Source organism: Cryptosporangium minutisporangium (assembly GCF_039536245.1).
GTDB classification, from domain to species: domain Bacteria; phylum Actinomycetota; class Actinomycetes; order Mycobacteriales; family Cryptosporangiaceae; genus Cryptosporangium; species Cryptosporangium minutisporangium.
Genome location: NZ_BAAAYN010000046.1, coordinates 1 through 18,060, shown reverse-complemented (window position 1 = coordinate 18,060; position 18,060 = coordinate 1). Strand labels below are relative to the sequence as shown.

General features: G+C 71.6%; 15 protein-coding genes. 9 read left to right on the top strand and 6 right to left on the bottom strand.

Annotated features, from left to right (window positions below; all coding sequences use genetic code 11):
* The first annotated feature begins 41 nt into the window (after window positions 1-41).
* The 3 genes from ABEB28_RS32745 to meaB all read left to right on the top strand — a co-directional run bounded on the left by ABEB28_RS32745 (window position 42) and on the right by meaB (window position 5,231).
* Window positions 42-1,937, top strand: coding sequence for a methylmalonyl-CoA mutase family protein (locus ABEB28_RS32745; RefSeq protein WP_345732128.1), 1,896 nt, complete (start codon window positions 42-44; stop codon window positions 1,935-1,937).
* Window positions 1,934-4,129: a methylmalonyl-CoA mutase gene (gene scpA, locus ABEB28_RS32740; RefSeq protein ID WP_345732127.1), complete on the top strand. Its 2,196-nt coding sequence runs from the start codon at window positions 1,934-1,936 to the stop codon at window positions 4,127-4,129. The genes ABEB28_RS32745 and scpA overlap by 4 nt, the downstream gene beginning before the upstream one ends.
* A 91-nt stretch (window positions 4,130-4,220) precedes the next feature.
* On the top strand, window positions 4,221-5,231 hold the full coding sequence (meaB, locus tag ABEB28_RS32735) for a methylmalonyl Co-A mutase-associated GTPase MeaB (RefSeq protein WP_345732126.1): 1,011 nt from the start codon (window positions 4,221-4,223) through the stop codon (window positions 5,229-5,231).
* A gap of 62 nt (window positions 5,232-5,293) precedes the next feature.
* Here meaB and ABEB28_RS32730 read toward each other — a convergent pair whose 3' ends face one another.
* Entirely contained in the window at window positions 5,294-6,262 is a 969-nt protein-coding gene (locus ABEB28_RS32730; RefSeq protein ID WP_345732125.1) for a DUF2867 domain-containing protein, read from the bottom strand.
* Between the two features lie 51 nt (window positions 6,263-6,313).
* On the opposite strand from ABEB28_RS32730, the gene ABEB28_RS32725 reads away from it, so the two are divergent.
* Window positions 6,314-6,889, top strand: a complete 576-nt coding sequence (locus tag ABEB28_RS32725) for a TetR/AcrR family transcriptional regulator (RefSeq protein WP_345732124.1) — start codon at window positions 6,314-6,316, stop codon at window positions 6,887-6,889.
* Window positions 6,890-6,922: 33 nt separating this feature from the next.
* Window positions 6,923-7,312 (top strand): pyridoxamine 5'-phosphate oxidase family protein, encoded by a 390-nt coding sequence (locus tag ABEB28_RS32720; protein ID WP_345732123.1) that lies wholly within the window; start codon window positions 6,923-6,925, stop codon window positions 7,310-7,312.
* A gap of 51 nt (window positions 7,313-7,363) precedes the next feature.
* Here ABEB28_RS32720 and ABEB28_RS32715 read toward each other — a convergent pair whose 3' ends face one another.
* The 5 genes from ABEB28_RS32715 to ABEB28_RS32695 all read right to left on the bottom strand — a co-directional run bounded on the left by ABEB28_RS32715 (window position 7,364) and on the right by ABEB28_RS32695 (window position 12,068).
* Window positions 7,364-7,909: an excalibur calcium-binding domain-containing protein gene (locus ABEB28_RS32715; RefSeq protein ID WP_345732122.1), complete on the bottom strand. Its 546-nt coding sequence runs from the start codon at window positions 7,907-7,909 to the stop codon at window positions 7,364-7,366.
* A 241-nt stretch (window positions 7,910-8,150) separates the two neighbouring features.
* Entirely contained in the window at window positions 8,151-8,405 is a 255-nt protein-coding gene (locus tag ABEB28_RS32710; RefSeq protein WP_345732121.1) for a hypothetical protein, read from the bottom strand.
* Between the two features lie 290 nt (window positions 8,406-8,695).
* Window positions 8,696-9,352, bottom strand: a complete 657-nt coding sequence (locus ABEB28_RS32705) for an L-ribulose-5-phosphate 4-epimerase (protein ID WP_345732120.1) — start codon at window positions 9,350-9,352, stop codon at window positions 8,696-8,698.
* Complete coding sequence (gene araB, locus ABEB28_RS32700; RefSeq protein ID WP_345732119.1) at window positions 9,349-11,037, bottom strand: ribulokinase; 1,689 nt, start codon at window positions 11,035-11,037, stop codon at window positions 9,349-9,351. The genes ABEB28_RS32705 and araB overlap by 4 nt, the downstream gene beginning before the upstream one ends.
* Before the next feature lie 32 nt (window positions 11,038-11,069).
* Window positions 11,070-12,068: a LacI family DNA-binding transcriptional regulator gene (locus ABEB28_RS32695; protein ID WP_345732167.1), complete on the bottom strand. Its 999-nt coding sequence runs from the start codon at window positions 12,066-12,068 to the stop codon at window positions 11,070-11,072.
* A gap of 558 nt (window positions 12,069-12,626) precedes the next feature.
* Here ABEB28_RS32695 and ABEB28_RS32690 point away from each other — a divergent pair.
* The 4 genes from ABEB28_RS32690 (at window position 12,627) to ABEB28_RS32675 (ending at window position 17,884) form a co-directional block, all read left to right on the top strand.
* Window positions 12,627-12,761, top strand: coding sequence for a hypothetical protein (locus ABEB28_RS32690; RefSeq protein WP_345732118.1), 135 nt, complete (start codon window positions 12,627-12,629; stop codon window positions 12,759-12,761).
* Window positions 12,762-12,988: 227 nt separating this feature from the next.
* The gene (locus ABEB28_RS32685; protein ID WP_345732117.1) at window positions 12,989-14,062 is read left to right on the top strand and encodes an endonuclease domain-containing protein; all 1,074 of its coding nucleotides are present in this window, start codon (window positions 12,989-12,991) and stop codon (window positions 14,060-14,062) included.
* Window positions 14,052-14,753 carry a hypothetical protein gene (locus tag ABEB28_RS32680; RefSeq protein WP_345732116.1) on the top strand — a complete coding sequence of 234 codons (702 nt, stop codon included), beginning with the start codon at window positions 14,052-14,054 and terminating at the stop codon, window positions 14,751-14,753. Before ABEB28_RS32685 ends, ABEB28_RS32680 begins: the two co-directional genes overlap by 11 nt.
* A complete protein-coding gene (locus ABEB28_RS32675; protein WP_345732115.1) occupies window positions 14,750-17,884 on the top strand; it encodes a helicase HerA domain-containing protein in 3,135 nt (1,044 codons plus the stop codon). Before ABEB28_RS32680 ends, ABEB28_RS32675 begins: the two co-directional genes overlap by 4 nt.
* Window positions 17,885-18,060 lie beyond the last annotated feature (176 nt).

The window sequence follows — 18,060 nt, the reverse complement described above, 5'->3', positions numbered from 1 at the left end:
ACTTCAGTCAGCGCTGACCGGAGTCGCTCTACCATCCGGGCATGACGGTGCCGTCCGAGAAGAGTCCACTCGCGCTGGCCGCCGGCTTCGAGCCGGTCGATCGGGCACGCTGGCAGGAACTCGCGCTGGGCGTCCTGCGCAAGTCCCGGGCCGCGACCGACGAGACGCCGCCCGAGGCGGTCGACGATCTGCTCGCCACCACCACGTACGACGGAATCCGGCTCGCGCCGCTGTACACCGCGGAGAACGCACCCGGCGATCCGGGCGTCCCCGGGTTCCCGCCGTTCGTCCGGGGCAACCGCCTGCGGGACACCACCGCCGAGGGTGGTGAGCGCCCCGGCGGCTGGGACGTCCGGCAGCGCCACGCCGATCCGGACGTCGCCGCCACGAAGGCCGCGATCGACGCCGACCTGAAGAACGGCGTCACGTCGCTCTGGCTCGTGCTCGGCGCCGAGGGCATCCCGGTCGACGCACTTCCCGAGGTGCTCGCCGACGTCTACCTCGACCTCGCCCCGATCTCGCTCGACGCCGGACCCGACACCCGGGCCGCCGCCGAGACCTTCCTCCGCCTGACCGACAGCCTGGCCGACTCGACGGCGGCGGGCGCCGAGTCGGGTGCGGCACCTGCGGCCGGCGCGCGCGGGAACTTGGGCGCCGACCCGATCGGGCTCTCCGCCCGCACGGGCGCGCGGGTGGAGTTGGACGTCCTCACCGATCTCGCCCGACGCACCGCCGGGACCGGCGTCCGCGCGGGCCTCGTCGACGCGACCGTCTACCACGACGCCGGTGGGTCGGACGCCCAGGAGCTGGGCTTCTCGATCGCGACCGGCGTCGCCTACCTGCGGGCACTCACCGACGCCGGGCTGAGCGTCGAGGAGGCGCTGGCCCAGCTGGAGTTCCGCTACGCCGCCACCGCCGACCAGTTCCTCACGATCGCCAAGCTGCGTGCCGCGCGTCGGCTCTGGGCCCGCGTCGCCGAGGTGAGCGGCTCCCCGGAGAGCCCGCAACGGCAGCACGCCGTGACCAGCGGCGCGATGATGGCCGGCCGCGACCCGTGGGTGAACATGCTCCGCACGACGCTGGCCTGCTTCGGCGCGGGCATCGGCGGCGCGGACGCGGTCACCGTCGCTCCGTTCGACGCGGTGCTCGGCCTGCCGGACGCGTTCAGCCGCCGGATCGCCCGCAACACCCAGTCCCTCCTCCTGGAGGAGTCGAGCCTCGGGCGGGTGCTCGACCCGGCGGGTGGCTCCTGGTACGTCGAGAGCCTCACCGACGAGCTGGCCCGCACGGCGTGGGACGTCTTCACCGGCATCGAGAAAGCCGGCGGGATCGTCACGGCGCTCCAGTCCGGGCACGTGGAGAACGCCCTCGCCGAGGTCTGGGCCGAGCGCAGGACGAACATCGCCCACCGCCGTGACCCGCTGACCGGCGTCAGCGAGTTCCCGAACCCGACCGAGAAGCTGCCGGTCCGCACGCCGGCTCCGGCACCGGCGACCGGTGGACTGCCGCGCAACCGCTACAGCCAGGACTTCGAAGCCCTGCGCGACGCGGCCGACGCCGCCGCCGAGCGCCCGAAGGTCTTCCTCGCCACGCTCGGTCCGCTCGCCGCCTACACGGCGCGGGCCACGTTCGCCGCCAACCTTTTCCAGGCCGGTGGTATCGAGACCGTTCCCGCCGGGCCGAGCCTCGGGCCGGACGAGCTGGCCGCCGCGTTCCGGGAGAGCGGGGCGAAGGTCGCGGTGCTCTGCTCGACCGACAAGATCTACGCCTCGGACGGTGAGGCGGCTGCCGCCGCACTGCGCGACGCCGGGGCCGCCCGCGTCTGGCTCGCGGGCAAACAGGGCACGCTGCCGGACGTCGATAATTATGTATTCAGCGGGTGCGACGCGGTCGCGGTGCTGACGACGACGCTCGACGACCTGGGGGTGGCCCGATGACCTCGATCCCGGACTTCTCGAACGTCGAGCTGGGCGCGCTGCGAAGCGCGCCGGGCGACAAGACCGCGGCCCCGGTCTGGGACACCCCGGAAGGCATCCCGGTCAAGCCGCTCTACACGGCCGAGGACCTGAACGGGCTCGACTTCCTCGACACCTACCCGGGCATCGCGCCGTACCTGCGTGGCCCGTACCCGACGATGTACGCCACCCAGCCGTGGACGATCCGGCAGTACGCCGGGTTCTCCACCGCATCGGCGTCGAACGCGTTCTACCGGCGCAACCTCGCGGCCGGTCAGAAGGGCCTCTCGGTCGCGTTCGACCTCGCGACGCACCGCGGCTACGACTCCGACCACCCGCGAGTGGCCGGTGACGTCGGCATGGCGGGCGTCGCGATCGACTCGATCTACGACATGCGCCAGCTCTTCGACGGCATCCCGCTGGACAAGATGAGCGTGTCGATGACGATGAACGGCGCCGTGCTCCCGGTGCTCGCGCTCTACATCGTCGCCGCGGAGGAGCAGGGTGTCGCCCCGGAGCAGCTGGCCGGGACCATCCAGAACGACATCCTCAAAGAGTTCATGGTCCGCAACACGTACATCTACCCGCCGCAGCCGTCCATGCGGATCATCTCCGACATCTTCGCGTACACGTCGCAGCGGATGCCCCGCTTCAACTCGATCTCGATCTCCGGCTACCACATCCAGGAGGCCGGAGCGACCGCCGACCTGGAGCTGGCGTACACGCTCGCGGACGGCGTCGAGTACCTGCGGGCCGGGAAGGACGCCGGGCTCGACATCGACAAGTTCGCTCCGCGCCTGAGCTTCTTCTGGGCGATCGGCATGAACTTCTTCATGGAGATCGCGAAGATGCGCGCCGCCCGCCTGCTCTGGGCGCGGCTGACCCGGGAGGCCGGGGCCACCAACCCGAAGTCGCTGAGCCTGCGGACGCACTCGCAGACGTCCGGCTGGTCGCTGACCGCGCAGGACGTCTTCAACAACGTCGTGCGGACGTGCATCGAGGCGATGGCGTCGACGCAGGGCCACACCCAGTCGCTGCACACGAACGCGCTGGACGAGGCGCTCGCGCTGCCCACCGACTTCTCCGCCCGGATCGCGCGCAACACCCAGCTGGTGCTGCAGCACGAGTCCGGTACCACGCGGGTGATCGACCCGTGGGGCGGTTCGGCCTACGTCGAGCGGCTCACCCACGACCTCGCGCAGCGGGCCTGGGGCCACATCCAGGAGGTCGAGGCCGCGGGCGGCATGGCCCGCGCGATCAACGAGGGCATCCCGAAGCTGCGGATCGAGGAGGCGGCGGCCCGCACGCAGGCCCGGATCGACTCCGGCCGCCAGCCGGTGATCGGCGTCAACCGCTACCGGCCGGATGCGGACGAGCCGATCGAGGTGCTCCGGGTCGACAACGCCGAGGTGCGCCGCGAACAGATCGAGAAGCTCGAGCGGCTCCGCGCGGAGCGGGATCCGCGTGCGGTCGAGGACGCGCTGGCGGCGCTCACCAAGGCCGCGGACGCCGCGATCAACGGCCATCGCGGTCCGGGTCTGGACGAGAACCTGCTCGCCCTGGCCGTGGACGCCGCCCGGCACAAGGCCACGGTCGGCGAGATCTCCGACGCACTGGAGAAGGTGTACGGCCGCCACGCCGGCCAGATCCGTACGATCTCCGGCGTGTACCGGGACGAGGCGGGGGGCGCGGGGAACGTTTCCGCTGCCCGGGAAGCGACGGCGGACTTCGAGCGCGCCGAGGGACGGCAGCCGCGGATCCTCGTCGCCAAGATGGGGCAGGACGGCCACGACCGCGGGCAGAAGGTCATCTCCTCGGCCTTCGCCGACCTCGGCTTCGACGTCGACGTGGGCCCGCTCTTCCAGACCCCGGCGGAGGTGGCGCGGCAGGCCGTGGAGGCCGACGTCCACATCGTCGGGGTGAGCACGCTGGCGGCCGGGCACATGACGCTGGTCCCGGCGCTGCGCGACGAGCTGGCGGCGCTCGGGCGGGACGACATCATGATCGTGGTGGGCGGGGTCATCCCGCCGGCGGACGTCGAACCGCTCGCGGCACTCGGCGCCTCAGCGGTGTTCCTGCCGGGCACGGTGATCGCCGACGCGGCGCTCGGCCTGCTCGCCGAGCTGCGCACCCGCCTCGGGCACCCCGACCCGTCCGAGACCGCGCACCCGTGACGGTTGCTCCGATCCCGCAGGCGCGGGTCACTGCGTATGCGGACGCCCGGCGGCGGGCCGCCGCCCGGAGCGTCGCGAGGCGGGGTGGGCGGTGACGCGGCCGGCGCCGAACGTGGACGAGTACGCGCGTGGCGTGCTCGCCGGTGAGCGGGCGTGGATCGCGCGGGCGATCACGCTGGTGGAGTCCCGTCGCGCCGATCACCGGATCGCGGCCCAGGAGCTGCTGACCCGGCTGACGGCGGCGGTGCAAGCCCCGACGTCGGGCCCGCCGCCGGTGCGCCGCGTGGGCATCACCGGCGTGCCCGGCGTCGGCAAGTCGACGTTCATCGACGCGCTCGGGATCTCGCTCACGGCGGCCGGTCATCGCGTCGCGGTACTGGCCGTCGACCCGTCGTCGACCCGGACCGGCGGCAGCATCCTCGGCGACAAGACCCGGATGGCCCGCCTGGCCGTGGACGAGAACGCGTTCGTCCGCCCCTCCCCCAGCGCGGGAACGCTCGGCGGCGTCGCGAAGGCCACCCGGGAGGCGATGGTCGTCGTCGAGGCCGCCGGGTACGACGTCGTGCTGGTGGAGACCGTCGGTGTCGGGCAGTCCGAGACCACGGTGGCCGAGATGGTCGACTCGTTCCTGCTGCTCACGCTCGCCCGCACCGGTGACCAGCTCCAGGGCATCAAGAAGGGCGTCCTGGAGCTGGCCGACGTCATCGCGGTGAACAAGGCCGACGGTCCGCACGTCAACGACGCCCGGAAGGCGGCCCGGGAGTTGGCCGGGGCCCTGCGGTTGTTGCACGGTGACCGCGGCGGGTGGGACGTACCGGTGCTGACTTGCAGCGCCGCCGAGGGCACCGGGCTGACGGAGCTCTGGGAGCAGATCGTCCGGCACCAGGACACCCGGGCGGCGTCCGGCGCGCTGGAGGCCCGCCGACGGGAACAGCAGGTGCGCTGGGTCTGGACGATGGTGCAAGATCGGCTGCTCGCGTCGTTGCGCGATCATGCCCGCGTCGCGGAGATCGCGCCGAAGGTCGAGCAGCAGGTCGCCGAGGGCACGCTGACACCGGCCCTCGCCGCCGACGAGATCCTCGCCGCGTTCCGGGAGGCGTGAGCGCGCTCCTGCGGCGAGGTCTGCCGGCGGCCCGGCGCCGAACGACGCCGGGCCCGCCAGCGCTAACCGCGGGCGACGGCGACCGTCGCGCGGCGCAGCATCGCGCGGATCACCAGCGGGTGTACCCGCTCGACCACCGCGAGGTACGCGCGTCCGCGCCGGTTGTGGGCGCGGGCCAGCGTCGCCACCGTGACGTTCCGGTCGTCGACCACGAGTTCGGCCCGGAACACCAGGTGGTTCGCGTCCGCGTCGATGGTGGCGGTTCGCTCGGTGAGCGCGCTCGGCCGGAACGTGTCGCGGGGTGCCCGCTCGATGCCGAGCAACGGCACGGCGGCCTGCCGGATCCCCATCGCCGCCCGCACCCAGCCGGGCGGGTTGCCGAAGGTGGCGTCCAGCCACGTCGCCGCATCGTGCGGCATCCCCGGCTTCAACCGCACCGCGTAGGCGTCGGCGAGGTCGGCCGGCCCGAAATCGGCGGAGGCTCGGTCGGGAACGGCGACCGCGACCGGGCCGCGGCTGCGGGTCTCGCCGCCGGCTCCGGCGACGCGCATCGGACGGCGGCCGCCCCGTTTGCGGAGGAGCCGGACCCAGAGCGACCAGCGGTGCGGGCTGGCGACCGCGCCGGTGGTCACGCGCTCGGCGTTGTCGAACGCGTCCTCGATCAGCGCGTCGTGCAGCCAGCGGATGGCGAGCGGCCATCCGAGCCGCATCCCGCCGCGGAGAGCGGCGTCGATCTCGTGGACGAGGCGGACGCGCCCCACGTCCATCGGCTCGACCCGGAACTCGTGGTAGCCGCGGACGCCGATCGCCGGATCGAACGCACAGCGGAGCCGACGGCCGGGCTCGTACTCGGTGACCGAGTACCGGATCGGACCGTGCCCGCCGGAGGCGCCGACGCCGAGCGGACCGTCGAAGCGGAGCGGCGGCCAACCGGTGGGCCAGAACGCGTCGTCGGGGCCGGCAAGGCCGTCGATGAGCGGTGCGACCGCGCTGGGTGAAGCAGCGAGTTCGCGGGAGTGGACGTTGCGCACGGGAGCCTCCATACGGTGCCGTATGGAATGACCATACGGTAGCGTACGGGCGTGCGTAAAGACGCCGGCTCCGCTCGCTCCCGGACCCTCACCGCCGACGACTGGGCCACCGAGGCGCTCCTCGTCCTCGGGGAGCGCGGGCTGCCCGGTGTGGCGGTCGAACCGATCGCCGCTCGCCTGGGTGCGACGAAGGGCAGCTTCTACTGGCACTTCCCCAACCGGGACGCGCTGGTGGAGGCCGCGCTCACCCGGTGGGAGGAACTCACCGAGGCGATCATCACGGCGATGGACGCCGAGCCCGACCCGATACTGCGGCTGCGGCGACTGTTCCGCCACGTCGTCACCGGCGCGACCAGCAACGGGGTGGAGCTCACGCTGCTGGGCAACGCCGACGACCCGCGAGTGGCGCCGGTGCTCAGCCGCGTGACCGCCCGCCGGATGGCGTACGTGACCAGCGTGTTCGCCGCGGTCGGCTTCGCCGAGCGCGAGGCGAGGCAGCGCGCGGTGCTCGCCTACACCGCCTACCTCGGCCACGTGCAACTCGCCCACACCGCGCCGGACGAGTTGACCGGGCCGGCGGCCGAGCCGGACTACTTCGACCTCGTGGTGGACGCCCTGCTGCGCTGAGCGGTCAGCGGAAGGCTTGAGTAGGCTCGACCAGTGCGTTTCGACCCGGCGGACCTGCCGCCCTCGGCCCTCGAGTTCCTCACCGAGCGGCACCTGGCCACGCTGACCACGCTGCGGACGGACGGTTCGCCGCACGTCACCCCGGTCGGTTTCACCTGGGACGCCGATGTCGGCCTCGCGCGCGTCATCTGCTCCGGCCCGTCCCGGAAGGCGGCGAACGCCCGGGAGACGAAGCGGGCGGCGCTCTGTCAGGTCGACGGCGGACGCTGGTTGACGCTGGAGGGAACCGTCGAGGTCGTGTCCGACCCCGAGCGGGTGGCCGACGCCGAGCGACGGTACGCCGCCCGGTACCGCACGCCGCGGGAAAACCCCCTGCGCGTCGTCCTCGAAGTCACGGTCGACCGCATCCTCGGCCGCATCTGACCTGGCGAGGGCCTACTCGCACCGATCGAGAGGCCCTCGCGCCGCCGGCTCTTACTCGCAGCCGACGCCGTCGCCGTCCCGGTCGAGGTGCTTGGCGTATCCCGGATCGCCGACCCGGATCGGATCCGCGCCCGCAGCGCGCACGGCGGTGCAGTTCTTGTAGTAGACCGAGCCGCTGTTGCTGCCGCTGGTCGTCTTCGCCGGGGCCGGCTTCGGGGCCGACGTCGTCCGCGCCGGCGCTGGTACCGCTCGGCGCGTGGTCGGAGCAGCGTCCGAAGCGGGCTGCCGATCCACGTCCGCGTCGGCGTCGGCACTGCTCTCGGAGCCGATCACCTCGTCACCGACGAGCGGCGCGCCGGTGGTACCACTCGGGGACGGCGACGGCGACTCCGTAGTGGCGGACGGCACGGCCGCACTCGGCGACTGCGTCGCCGCGGCGACGCTCGCGCTCGGGGCCGGGTCGGTGCCGGAGTCGATCACTCCGGCGACGCCACAGAGCCCGCAGAAGAGAACGATCACGCCGCCCAGCCCGATGAGCACCCAATGCAGAGGCTTCAGACCTGAGCGACGCTGCTGAAACTGCGGCGGATAAGACATCCGGCGATGCTACGAATCGAAGGCGACGCGGCCCCAGGACCGAACGTCCGTAGACACCTAACCCGACGGCCCTAGCCGAACGGCCAGCTTCGGACGAGTCCGGCCCAGCCCTCGCAAAGCCACTCAGCCGTTCGGCGACGGTCGGACGCTTATCGGCGAACGAGTCCGGCCACAGGTCCGTAACGCGCGACTGGTCGGTCGCGGGCAGCCACCCGGCGGTCCGCGCGGAGCGCCGTTGCGCTTACTCCAGCGGGCTGGGGTTCGCGGTCGGAGAGAGCACTGCTCCGGCGTTCCGCCAGCCGGTCCAGTCGCTGGCCACCCGCCCCACCCCGCTCCGGGTGTCGCCGAATTCCGCGATCGCGGCCGTGAGCGCGAGCGTCGCGTGGACCTGGGCGAGCGCGGCGTGGGCCGCCATCCACTCGGGCTCCTTGTCGGTGGCCGACTCGGTCGCGTACTTCTGTGCGTGCAAGTAGTGCTCCGGCCCGTTCACAGCCACCCCCGAAGTTCCCAAAACGGTGCATACCGCTCAGGTACTTGCCGCGCCGAGATCAGTCGAAACACCGAGCCGCATCGCGAGCCCGACGCCGGGGCCGATTTTCGGGAAGACCACCTCTCGAAGCGCTCCGGGAGGCGACCTTTCGGGAGAACCACGTTCCGCGCCCCGCCATGAGGCGGCTTTTCGGGAAATTCGCCCACGGGACGGAGCGAGCCCTCGCGCACCGGCAGCGCGACGTCGGGGCCCACGCCGGGCGGAAACCCCGAGCGTGGACCCCGAGCCGCTAGCGCTCAGTGCTGGCCGTAGACGTTCTGGTACCGGTCGTAGAGCCGGTCGACCGACGCCTTGTCGACGGGTTCGACCGGGCCCGCCGACTGCGCGATGTGGACCGTTCGAGCCACGTCCTCGCACATCACCGCCGCCTTCACCGCGGCCTTCGCGTCCTTACCGATCGTGAAGGGGCCATGGCTGCGCATCAGGACGGCCGGCGAGCGGTGGTTCTCCAGGGTCGCGACGATGCCGCGGCCGATCGAGTCGTCGCCGATGATCGCGAACGGCCCGATCGGGATCTCGCCGCCGAACTCGTCGGCCATCGCGGTCAACACGCAGGGGATCGGCTCACCCCTCGCCGCCCACGCCGTCGCGTACGTGGAGTGGGTGTGCACTACTCCCCCGACGTCCGGCCGGTGCCGGTAGACGTAGGCGTGTGCGGCGGTGTCACTCGACGGGGACAGGTCCCCCTCGACCAGACGACCCTCGAGGTCGCAGACCACCATCGACTCCGGGGTCAGGTCGTCGTAGGAGACGCCGCTGGGTTTGATCACGAACAGGTCCTCGCCCGGAACCCGGGCGGAGACGTTTCCGGCCGTCCAGACGACGAGATTCCAGCGGATCAACTCGTGGTGCAGCCCGACGAGCTCTTTCCGGAGGTCGGCGATCGTGCTCATGCGCGGGCCTCGTTCCGGATGCGGCGAAGGCGGTGGAGGACGTCGTTGCCGCCGGGTTCGGTGCCGCGGCCGAAGTAGTCGTGCAGGGTGCGGTACTCGGCGTAGAGGGCGTCGTAGGCCTTGGCGCGGGCCGGGTCGGGGCGGTAGGCGGCCCGCTTCACCCGGCCCATCGCGGCCGACGCGGTGGGGACGTCGGGGTAGGCGCCGGCGGCGACCGCAGCGTGGATCGCCGAGCCGAGCGCGGGGCCCTGCTCGGTGGTCATGATCGACAGCGGCCGGTTGGTGACGTCGGCGTAGACCTGCATCACGAACCGGTTCTTGAGCAGCCCGCCGGCCACCACGAGTTCGTCGACGGGGACGCCGGCGTCGGTGAACGCGTCGACGATCATCCGGGTCCCGAACGCGGTCGCTTCGACCAGCGCCCGGTAGATGTCCTCCGGCTTGGTCGCCAGGGTCGCGCCGATCAGCACGCCGGACAGTTCGTGGTCGACGAGGATCGACCGGTTGCCGTTGTGCCAGTCCAGCGCGAGCAGGCCGTGCGCGCCGACCGGCTGCTCGGCGGCGAGCCGGGACAGGTACTCGTGCGGGTCCAGGCCCTTCTTCGCCGCGGCGTCGTGGTAGGCGGGCGGTAACTGGTTGTCGACGAACCAGCCGAAGATGTCCCCGACGCCCGACTGCCCGGCCTCGTAGCCGTAGAGCCCGGCGACGATCCCCCCGTCGACGACGCCGCACATGCCCGGCACCTCGGCGAGCGTCTCCCCGTTCATCACGTGACAGGTCGAGGTGCCCATCACCGCGAGCAGCTGCCCGGGGGCGATCGCGCGGGCGGCCGGGGCGGTGACGTGCGCGTCGACGTTGCCGACCGCCACCGCGATGCCTTCGGGCAGGCCGGTCCACTCCGCGGCCTGCGCGGTCAGCCCTCCGGCGCGGTCGCCGAGGGACGCGAGCGGATGCTCGATCTTGTCGGTCACGAAGTCGGCGAACCCGGGGTTGAGCGCCGCCAGGTACTCCGGCGACGGCCAGACGCCGTCCTGGAAGATGCCCTTGTACCCCGCCGTGCACCGGTTCCGGGTCTCGACGCCGCACAACTGCCAGATGATCCAGTCCGCCGCCTCGATCCACCGCTCGGTCGCCGCGTAGACGTCCGGAGCCTCCTCCAGCAGTTGCAGGCCCTTCGCGAACTCCCACTCGCTGGAGATCTTGCCGCCGTAACGATTGATCCACGGCTCACCGCGTTCGTGCGCCAGAGCGTTGATCCGGTCGGCCTGGCCCTGCGCCGCGTGGTGCTTCCAGAGCTTCGGATAGGCGTGTGGCTGACCCTCGAACCCCGCTACGCGGCACAGCGGCGTCCCGTCGGACGTCGTCGGCAACACCGTGCAGGCGGTGAAGTCCGTCGCGATCCCGATCACGTCGGCCGGATCGATTCCCGCGTTCGCCACCGCGGCCGGCACCGCCGTGCGCAGCACGTCGAGCCAGTCCCCCGGCTCTTGCAGCGCCCAGTCCGGCGGTAACACCGCACCGGTCACCGGCAGGGCCGAATCGATCACCCCGTGCCAGTACGGGTGCACGGCCGTACCCACCTCGACACCGTCCGCGACACGCACTACCAGCGCACGCCCGGACAACGTCCCGAAATCCACGCCGACCACATATTTGTGAGCGTTAACATCTCGTGCATCAGCCATGGTCACCTCCCTGGTCGGTGGCTGAGGTCTGTTCAGTTCGCGCCGGACGCGAGTCCCGGCGGCGCCGTACTGTCGCGCACCACCAGGTCCGGCGGTATCACGATCCGCTTGTCCGAGCGGGGTGCACCCTCGACCTGCTCGACCAGCAGCGCGAGACTGCGCCGGCCGACCTCGCCGAAGTCCTGCCGGAGCGTGGTGAGCGGCGGCGCGAAGTACGCCGCCTCGGGGATGTCGTCGAATCCGACGACGCTCACGTCGCCCGGCACGTCGATACCGGCCTCCGCGAACGCCCGCAGCACGCCGATCGCCATCTGGTCGTTCGCGACGAACACCGCGGTGTGCTCCCGACGCTCGGCCAGCGCCCGGCCCGCTTCGTACCCGGCGCGCGGGCTCCAGTCACCGCGGAGCGGCGCGGTCGGCTCCAGCCCGGCGGCGGACAGCGAGTCGCGCCATCCGCGCTCGCGCTCACCCGCCTCGTGCCAGTCGTCCGGGCCGGCGATGTGGGCGATCCGCCGGTGCCCCAGCGAGATCAGGTGCCGGGTGGCCCGGACCGCACCGAGGTACTGGTCCACCGCGACGGTCGGCATCGGGCCCTCGCCGCCCTCCACCGCCACCAGCGGAACGCCCCGCGGCGCCTGGCGTAACGCGGCGGCGATACCGGCGCGCGGCGTGATCGCGACGATGCCCTCGATGGACTGGGCGGTCAGGTGGTCGAACGCTTCGTCGAGCGACCGCTGGTCCGGCTCGCGCAGGCTTGCGATGCTCACCGCGTAGCCCGCGTCGCGAGCGGCCCGCTCGATCGCCACCAGCATCGACGCCGGGCCGAACAGCGTCGTGTTGACGCTCACCACGCCGAGCTGGCGCGTGCGGCCGGTCGCCAGGGCGCGTGCGGCCGTGTTCGGGCGGTAGCCGAGCGTCGTCATCGCCGCTCGGACCCGCGCGCGGGTCGTCGCACTCACCGCCGTGCTGTCGTTGAGGACCCGCGACACGGTCATGTGGGAAACCCCGGCCAGGCGCGCGACGTCCGCCATGACGACCCGACGCTCTGCGGGGTCGGCCGGCTGGTCGTCGACACCGGTGGAGTCGCGACCGTCCACCGGTCTCACGGTCGACTCGACCACAGCTCCGCCTCCGTTCCCGCGTGGGCATCCCAGCGACACCCGTGCCCCAGGTAGGTTGTGGCCTGAGTCACCGCGCTGGCCGTGATTGTTAGCGTTAACACGGAGCAGGTCAAGTGAGTGTTGCCGTTCGGTTACACAGATCGCCGCTGAACCGATCATGGCGGACCGCTCGGCGCGGGGAATGCGCCACTCGCCGCAGGCGGAGTTCCCTTCCTGTTCCCTCACTTCCGGACGCACGACACGATCACGTCCGACGCTGCGCGCACCGGGAGTGGGCCGAGCGGATCGCACGGCGCCGGACCGGCGGCGTGGTCCGTCCGGACTCTCCACAGTGGCGCCATGATCGGGAGGGTCACGACGCCACCGGTGCCGCGCGGCGTCGACAGCTTTTCCGCGCCGGAGGTTTCCGCACGGGGTCACCGCGGGTAGCCGACGATCGTCAGGTTTTTCGACGAAGGGCGGATCACGATGGCGACCGGTAAGGCCGTGAAGCGGGACGTGAAGAAGACCGCGAAGACCGCCAAGAGCGAGGCCAAGAGCACCGGTAAGGCGATGAAGCGCGACGCCAAGAAGACCAAGCGCAAGGCCAAGGCGAAGGCCTGATCCAACCGGAACCCCGCCCCGCCCATCCCCTCCGGGCGGGGCGGTTTCGTGTCCGGGGCCCTCCACCGGCCGGACGGAGTTCGGTGACGAACGGCGGGTACGCCGGTCGACTCTCCGGCACATAACCCGTCCCGCCCACGCCAGACCGCCCAGCACCTGCCATCGTGGACAGTGCGGGTCAGCGGCCTAGCCATTCGGCAAGGCCTCGGGGGCGACGGGGAGTACGGGTGGGGTCGGTCGGGGCGTGGTGGACGTCGTTACCCCGTGGTCGAGTCGTCCACCTCGACGATGTGGACGCTGACGCGCTGACCGTCGCTCTCGATCCGCTTCCGGCCGACGCACCGGTCGTCGTCACCTACCGGCCGATCACCACCGCCACGCAGGCCGCGATCGTCGGCGAAGTTCTCGATGCGCTCGAGGAGGCCGCGGTCGCGCTGTTCCCGGCGTGGCTTCCCGACGCCGAGGGGATTTCCGGGCCGGGAGGCGCCAACGTTCCGGCGGTCCGGCTTCTCGCGTCTCGTCTGGCCGGTCGCACCCATCACTTCGGCCCTTTCCTCGCCGACCTCGCCGCCCGCGCGCTGACCGGCACCCGCTCGGCCGCGTCCTTCCCACCGGAAATCCGCGCCGCCGGCTTGGTCCGCGTCCTCGAAGCCGCCTATGCCCGAGCCGACGTCGTCCTCGTCGTCGAGGTGCCGGACGGCCTACCAGCCACCCAGCAGTCCGCGCTGGTGGCCGCCGTCGAGTGGCTCGCGTTCCGCGGCGCGCTCGGAGGCGTGTGGCTCACCGGCGCCGCGTTCCCGGCCGTCGACCGCATTCACTCGCAGCGCGTTCGGCTTCCGGCCGCCGTGGAGGCACTCACCGGGCAAGCACCCGACGATGTGTCGGACCGCGCCGCGCGGACCGGGGCACTGGCGCTTCCCGCGCTGGCCGGACAGCCCAACCCGAACAGCGTCGCCGAGTGCCTACTGGAGAAGGTGCTGGCCGGCCACGCTTGGGCCGGCGGCCGCGCCTGGAACCAGACGTTCTCCTTCGGCCCACTGATCAGTCCGATCCGCGTCGACCTCCTCTGGGCGGCCGAACGCACCGCGGTGGAGATCGACGGCCCGGAGCACCGGAGGCAGGTCCAGTACGCGGCGGACCGCGCGCGTGACGTCCTCCTCCAGACCGCGGGCTACGCCGTTCTGCGCTTCACCAACGACCAGGTGCTCGGTGACGTCAACGCCGTCGCCCATCAGCTCGAACTCTTCCTCACCACGCGACGCGTCGAGGGACGCTCGGAAGGATCCAGCCATGTCGAATGACGCCCTGACCACCCAGCAGCGCGCCGCATTGCTTCTCCTGCTGGCGGTCACCGCGCAGGTCGGGAACAACGATCTCAAGGATCGCTTCGGGGTGACGCTGACCGGCAAGGACAAGGCCCGGCTCAACGACCTCAAGCTCGTCAGCTCGGGGAAAGTGGCCGGGTTCGGAAACCAGATCTTCCACGAGCTCGAGGAGAAGGGCTGGGCGCGGGCCCGGACGGAGTTGACCGGTGACCTGCCGACCGGACGGTGGGGCCGGGCGGTCGCGCTGGGCTTCGCCGCGCAGCTCGACCGCTACCTGGCGCGCACTGATCTTCGGCTGTTCGACCTCTTCCGCGCGCCCTCGACCGACGTCTCGGACGTGGAGCCTCCGGCCGACGGAGCCGAAGAGGCTCCGGCCGAAGAGGCTCCGGCCGAAGAGGCTCCGGCCGACGTGGCGGAGCGCATCCGGGGTACCTACTGGCGGCTCACCGACGGGCCGAACGGATGGGTGCTGCTGTCGGCCCTGCGCCAGCAACTGGGCGACGTCCCCCGCGCCGACGTCGACACCGCGCTGATCGCCCTCAACAGCGCTCCCGACGTCACGCTGGTCCCGGAGATGAACAAGAAGTCGCTGTCGAAGCCCGAGAAGGCGGCGGCGGTCGTCATCGGCAATCAGAAGAAGCACCTGATCGCGATCGAGGGCGCATGAGCGACACCGAGCTACGCGCCCTGCGCACGGTCCGGCTGAGCTCGGCACCGACCCAGGACGACGTCTGGAATCCCAACCCGTTCCATGTGGACGGGCTGCACACGCGTGCGATCGACGCCGTGCTCGACGGCCTGGAGGACGCTTTCGACAGCAGCGGAAGCAGCCCGCTCGGCGTCGTCATCCAGGGACAGCGCGGCACCGGAAAGACCCATCTGATGGGCTGGCTCCGCGAGCAGGTCCAGAGCCGCGACGGCTACTTCTTCCTGATCAGCCTCGTCGACCCCGCGGCGTTCTGGCCGAGCACCGTGATGTCGATTCTCGACGGGCTGACCCGTCGGGTGAAGCGTCGCGAGCCCCAGCTCCAGACGCTGCTGACGCGCCTGGCCGACGAGGGCGGGTTGGCCCCGGAACTTCTCCCACAGGTCATCGGCGAGGAGCCGCTCACCGAGGCCGCGCTCACGTCGTTCATCCGCGCGCTGCAGAGCGTCGACCCTCAGATCGCGCGGGACTGCCAGGACACCGCACGCGCGCTCGTGCTGTACGGCTCCTTCGACCTGCAGGCGCAGGACGTCGGCCAGAACTTCCTGCTGTCGCAGCCGGACGAGACCGGTGAGCGCGCCGCCTGGGGCATCGGCCGGATGGTGAAGAGCGCGCGGATCATCGTCCGCGACCTGTCCCGCCTGCTCGCGCTGACCGGGCCGAGCGTCGTCGCCGTCGACCAGATCGACCCGATCGTCACGTCCGCCACGACCGGGGCGAAGTCCGCCGGCTCGGGCGCGACCGTGGACAACGCGGCGCTGGACCAGATCGCCGAAGGCCTGATGTCGCTCCGGGAGAGCACCCGTCGGACGCTGACGGTCCTCACCTGCACGCCCACCACGTGGATACTCATCACCGAAGAGGCGATCGACACCGTCCAGGACCGCTTCCGCGTCACGCCGCACCTGCAGTCGATTCCCACCGAAGAGTTCGGGCGGGCCCTGATCGAGAAGCGGTTCGATCGCTACTACCGGCGGGTCCGGTTCGAGCCGCCGTACCCGACCTGGCCGATCGACCCGTCCGCGTTCGCCGAAGCCGGCCAGTTCACGCCCCGCGAACTGCTGAAACGCGTCGACCAGCACATCCGTGCCTGCGTCGACCGGGGCGAGGTCACCGAGCTCACCGCACTCGTCGAGACGGTGTCCGATCCCGGTCCGGTCCCGATCTCGCCCGATTCCATGGAGGCGCTCGACCAACGGTTCGAGCAACTGATCGCGTCCGCGGACGTCAGCCACGCACTCGCCCAATCCACCGAGGACGCGGTGATGCCCGCCCTGCTCAACGCCGGGCTGGAGGCATGGATCCTGGAACAGGAGGACGCCGAGAAGCGGTTCTCGTTCGACCCGCTGCCGGGCGTCAAGCCGCCGCTGCACGCGCGTCTACGACTCACGCTCGACGAGGCGACCGAGGACGAAGCGCACTGGGCGTTCCGCGCGATCTCGGCGCAGCACCCCGTCGCCGCCCTGACCCGGATCCGGGCGGCGTGCACGATGTCAGGACTCTCCCAAGGCGTGCCGAAGCGCCGGCTGTTCCTGCTGCGTAACGCGGATTGGAAGGCGAAGCCGGGATCGAAGACCCGGCAGGAGCTGGACGCGTTCTACGACAAAGGCGGACGCGATCCAAAAGTGCCGAAGGAGGACCTCCAGGTACTGGCCGCTCTTCGAGTGCTGCTCGAGGAGAGTCCGAACCATCTCCAGGCCTGGCTCACCAGCCGTCGGCCGACGGACCGAGTCGGGTTCTTGCGCGACGCCCTGTCCGACCTGACTGCCCTGTCCGACCCGTCCGCAGGCCACGGGAGGACGACCGTGGACCGCCCCGATCCGGTGCCAACCCCAGAGCCCCTTCCGGCGGTCCCGCACATCGTCGTCGGGCGGGCGATCGAGGGCGGGGCTCCGATCAGCGTGGACCTGGAGTCCCTGCGGAAGCACACCGCGATCTTCGCCGGGTCCGGATCCGGCAAGACCGTGCTGATCCGACGATTGGTGGAGGAGTCCGCGCTCCAGGGCGTCTCCTCGATCGTCCTGGACCCGAACAACGACCTCGCCCGGCTCGGTGACGCCTGGCCGGTGACACCGCCGGGCTGGGGGCCCGGTGACGCGGACAAGGCCGCGGCGTACCTGGACGGCACCGACGTCGTCGTCTGGACGCCGCGGCGTCAGGCCGGCCGGGCGCTGAGCTTCCAGCCGCTGCCCGACTTCGCCAGCGTCCGCGACGATCCGGACGAGTTCGACGCCGCGATCGACGCGGCGGTCGCGACCCTGGCTCCGCGCGCCCGGGTGGACGGGGGCGCGGCACGAGCGGTTCGGGGGCGGGCGGTCCTCACCGAGGCGCTGCGGTTCTTCGCCCGCAGCGGCTTCGTCACGCTGCGGGAGTTCATCGGGGTACTGGCGGCGTTCCCGGACGAGGCCAGCCGGCTCGACAACGCCGAGAGGATCGCGGCCGAGCTCGCGCAGGACCTCAACGCGGCGGTCGTCAACGATCCGTTGTTCGGTGGGCAGGGCACCCCGGTCGACCCGGGAGTGCTCCTGACGCCGCCGCCGGGGAAGCGCGCTCGGGTGTCGGTGATCAGCTTGGTCGGGCTCGCCTCCGACGAGCAGCGGCAGAGCTTCGTCAACCAGCTGCAGATGGCGCTCTTCGCCTGGGTGAAGAAGAATCCGGCGGGTGACCGGCCACTCGGAGGCCTGTTCGTGATGGACGAGGCGCAGACGCTGGCACCGTCCGGGGCGATGACCGCGTGCACGCAGAGCACGCTGGCGCTCGCGTCGCAGGCCCGGAAGTACGGGCTCGGTCTCGTCTTCGCGACCCAGGCACCCAAGGGGCTGCACAACCGGATCCCGGGCAACGCGGCGACCCAGTTCTTCGGGCTTCTCAACGCGCCGGTGCAGATCAGCGCGGCCCAGGAGATGGCGAAGGCGAAGGGTGGCAGCGTTCCGGACGTCGGACGGCTGGGCACTGGGCAGTTCTACGCCGCGCCCGATGCATCCTCGTTCGTCAAGGTACAGACGCCGCTGTGCCTGAGCTACCACCCGAAGAGCCCGCTGACGACCGAGGAAGTGGTGGCACGAGCCGGGGCCGGAACCGGGTCCGACTAGTGGAAAGCGGGCCGCCCGTCGAACCGGTGGAGGGGGTTGGCACGTTTCCGGGAGAACAGCTGCTGCCGCCACCCGTAGCGTCTTCCTCAACAGCACGGCGGAGAACACTCCGGCCGGCGGAAGTACCCCCGACTCACTGCAGGAGCGAAGGCCATGAGCGACTACGAGACCAACGT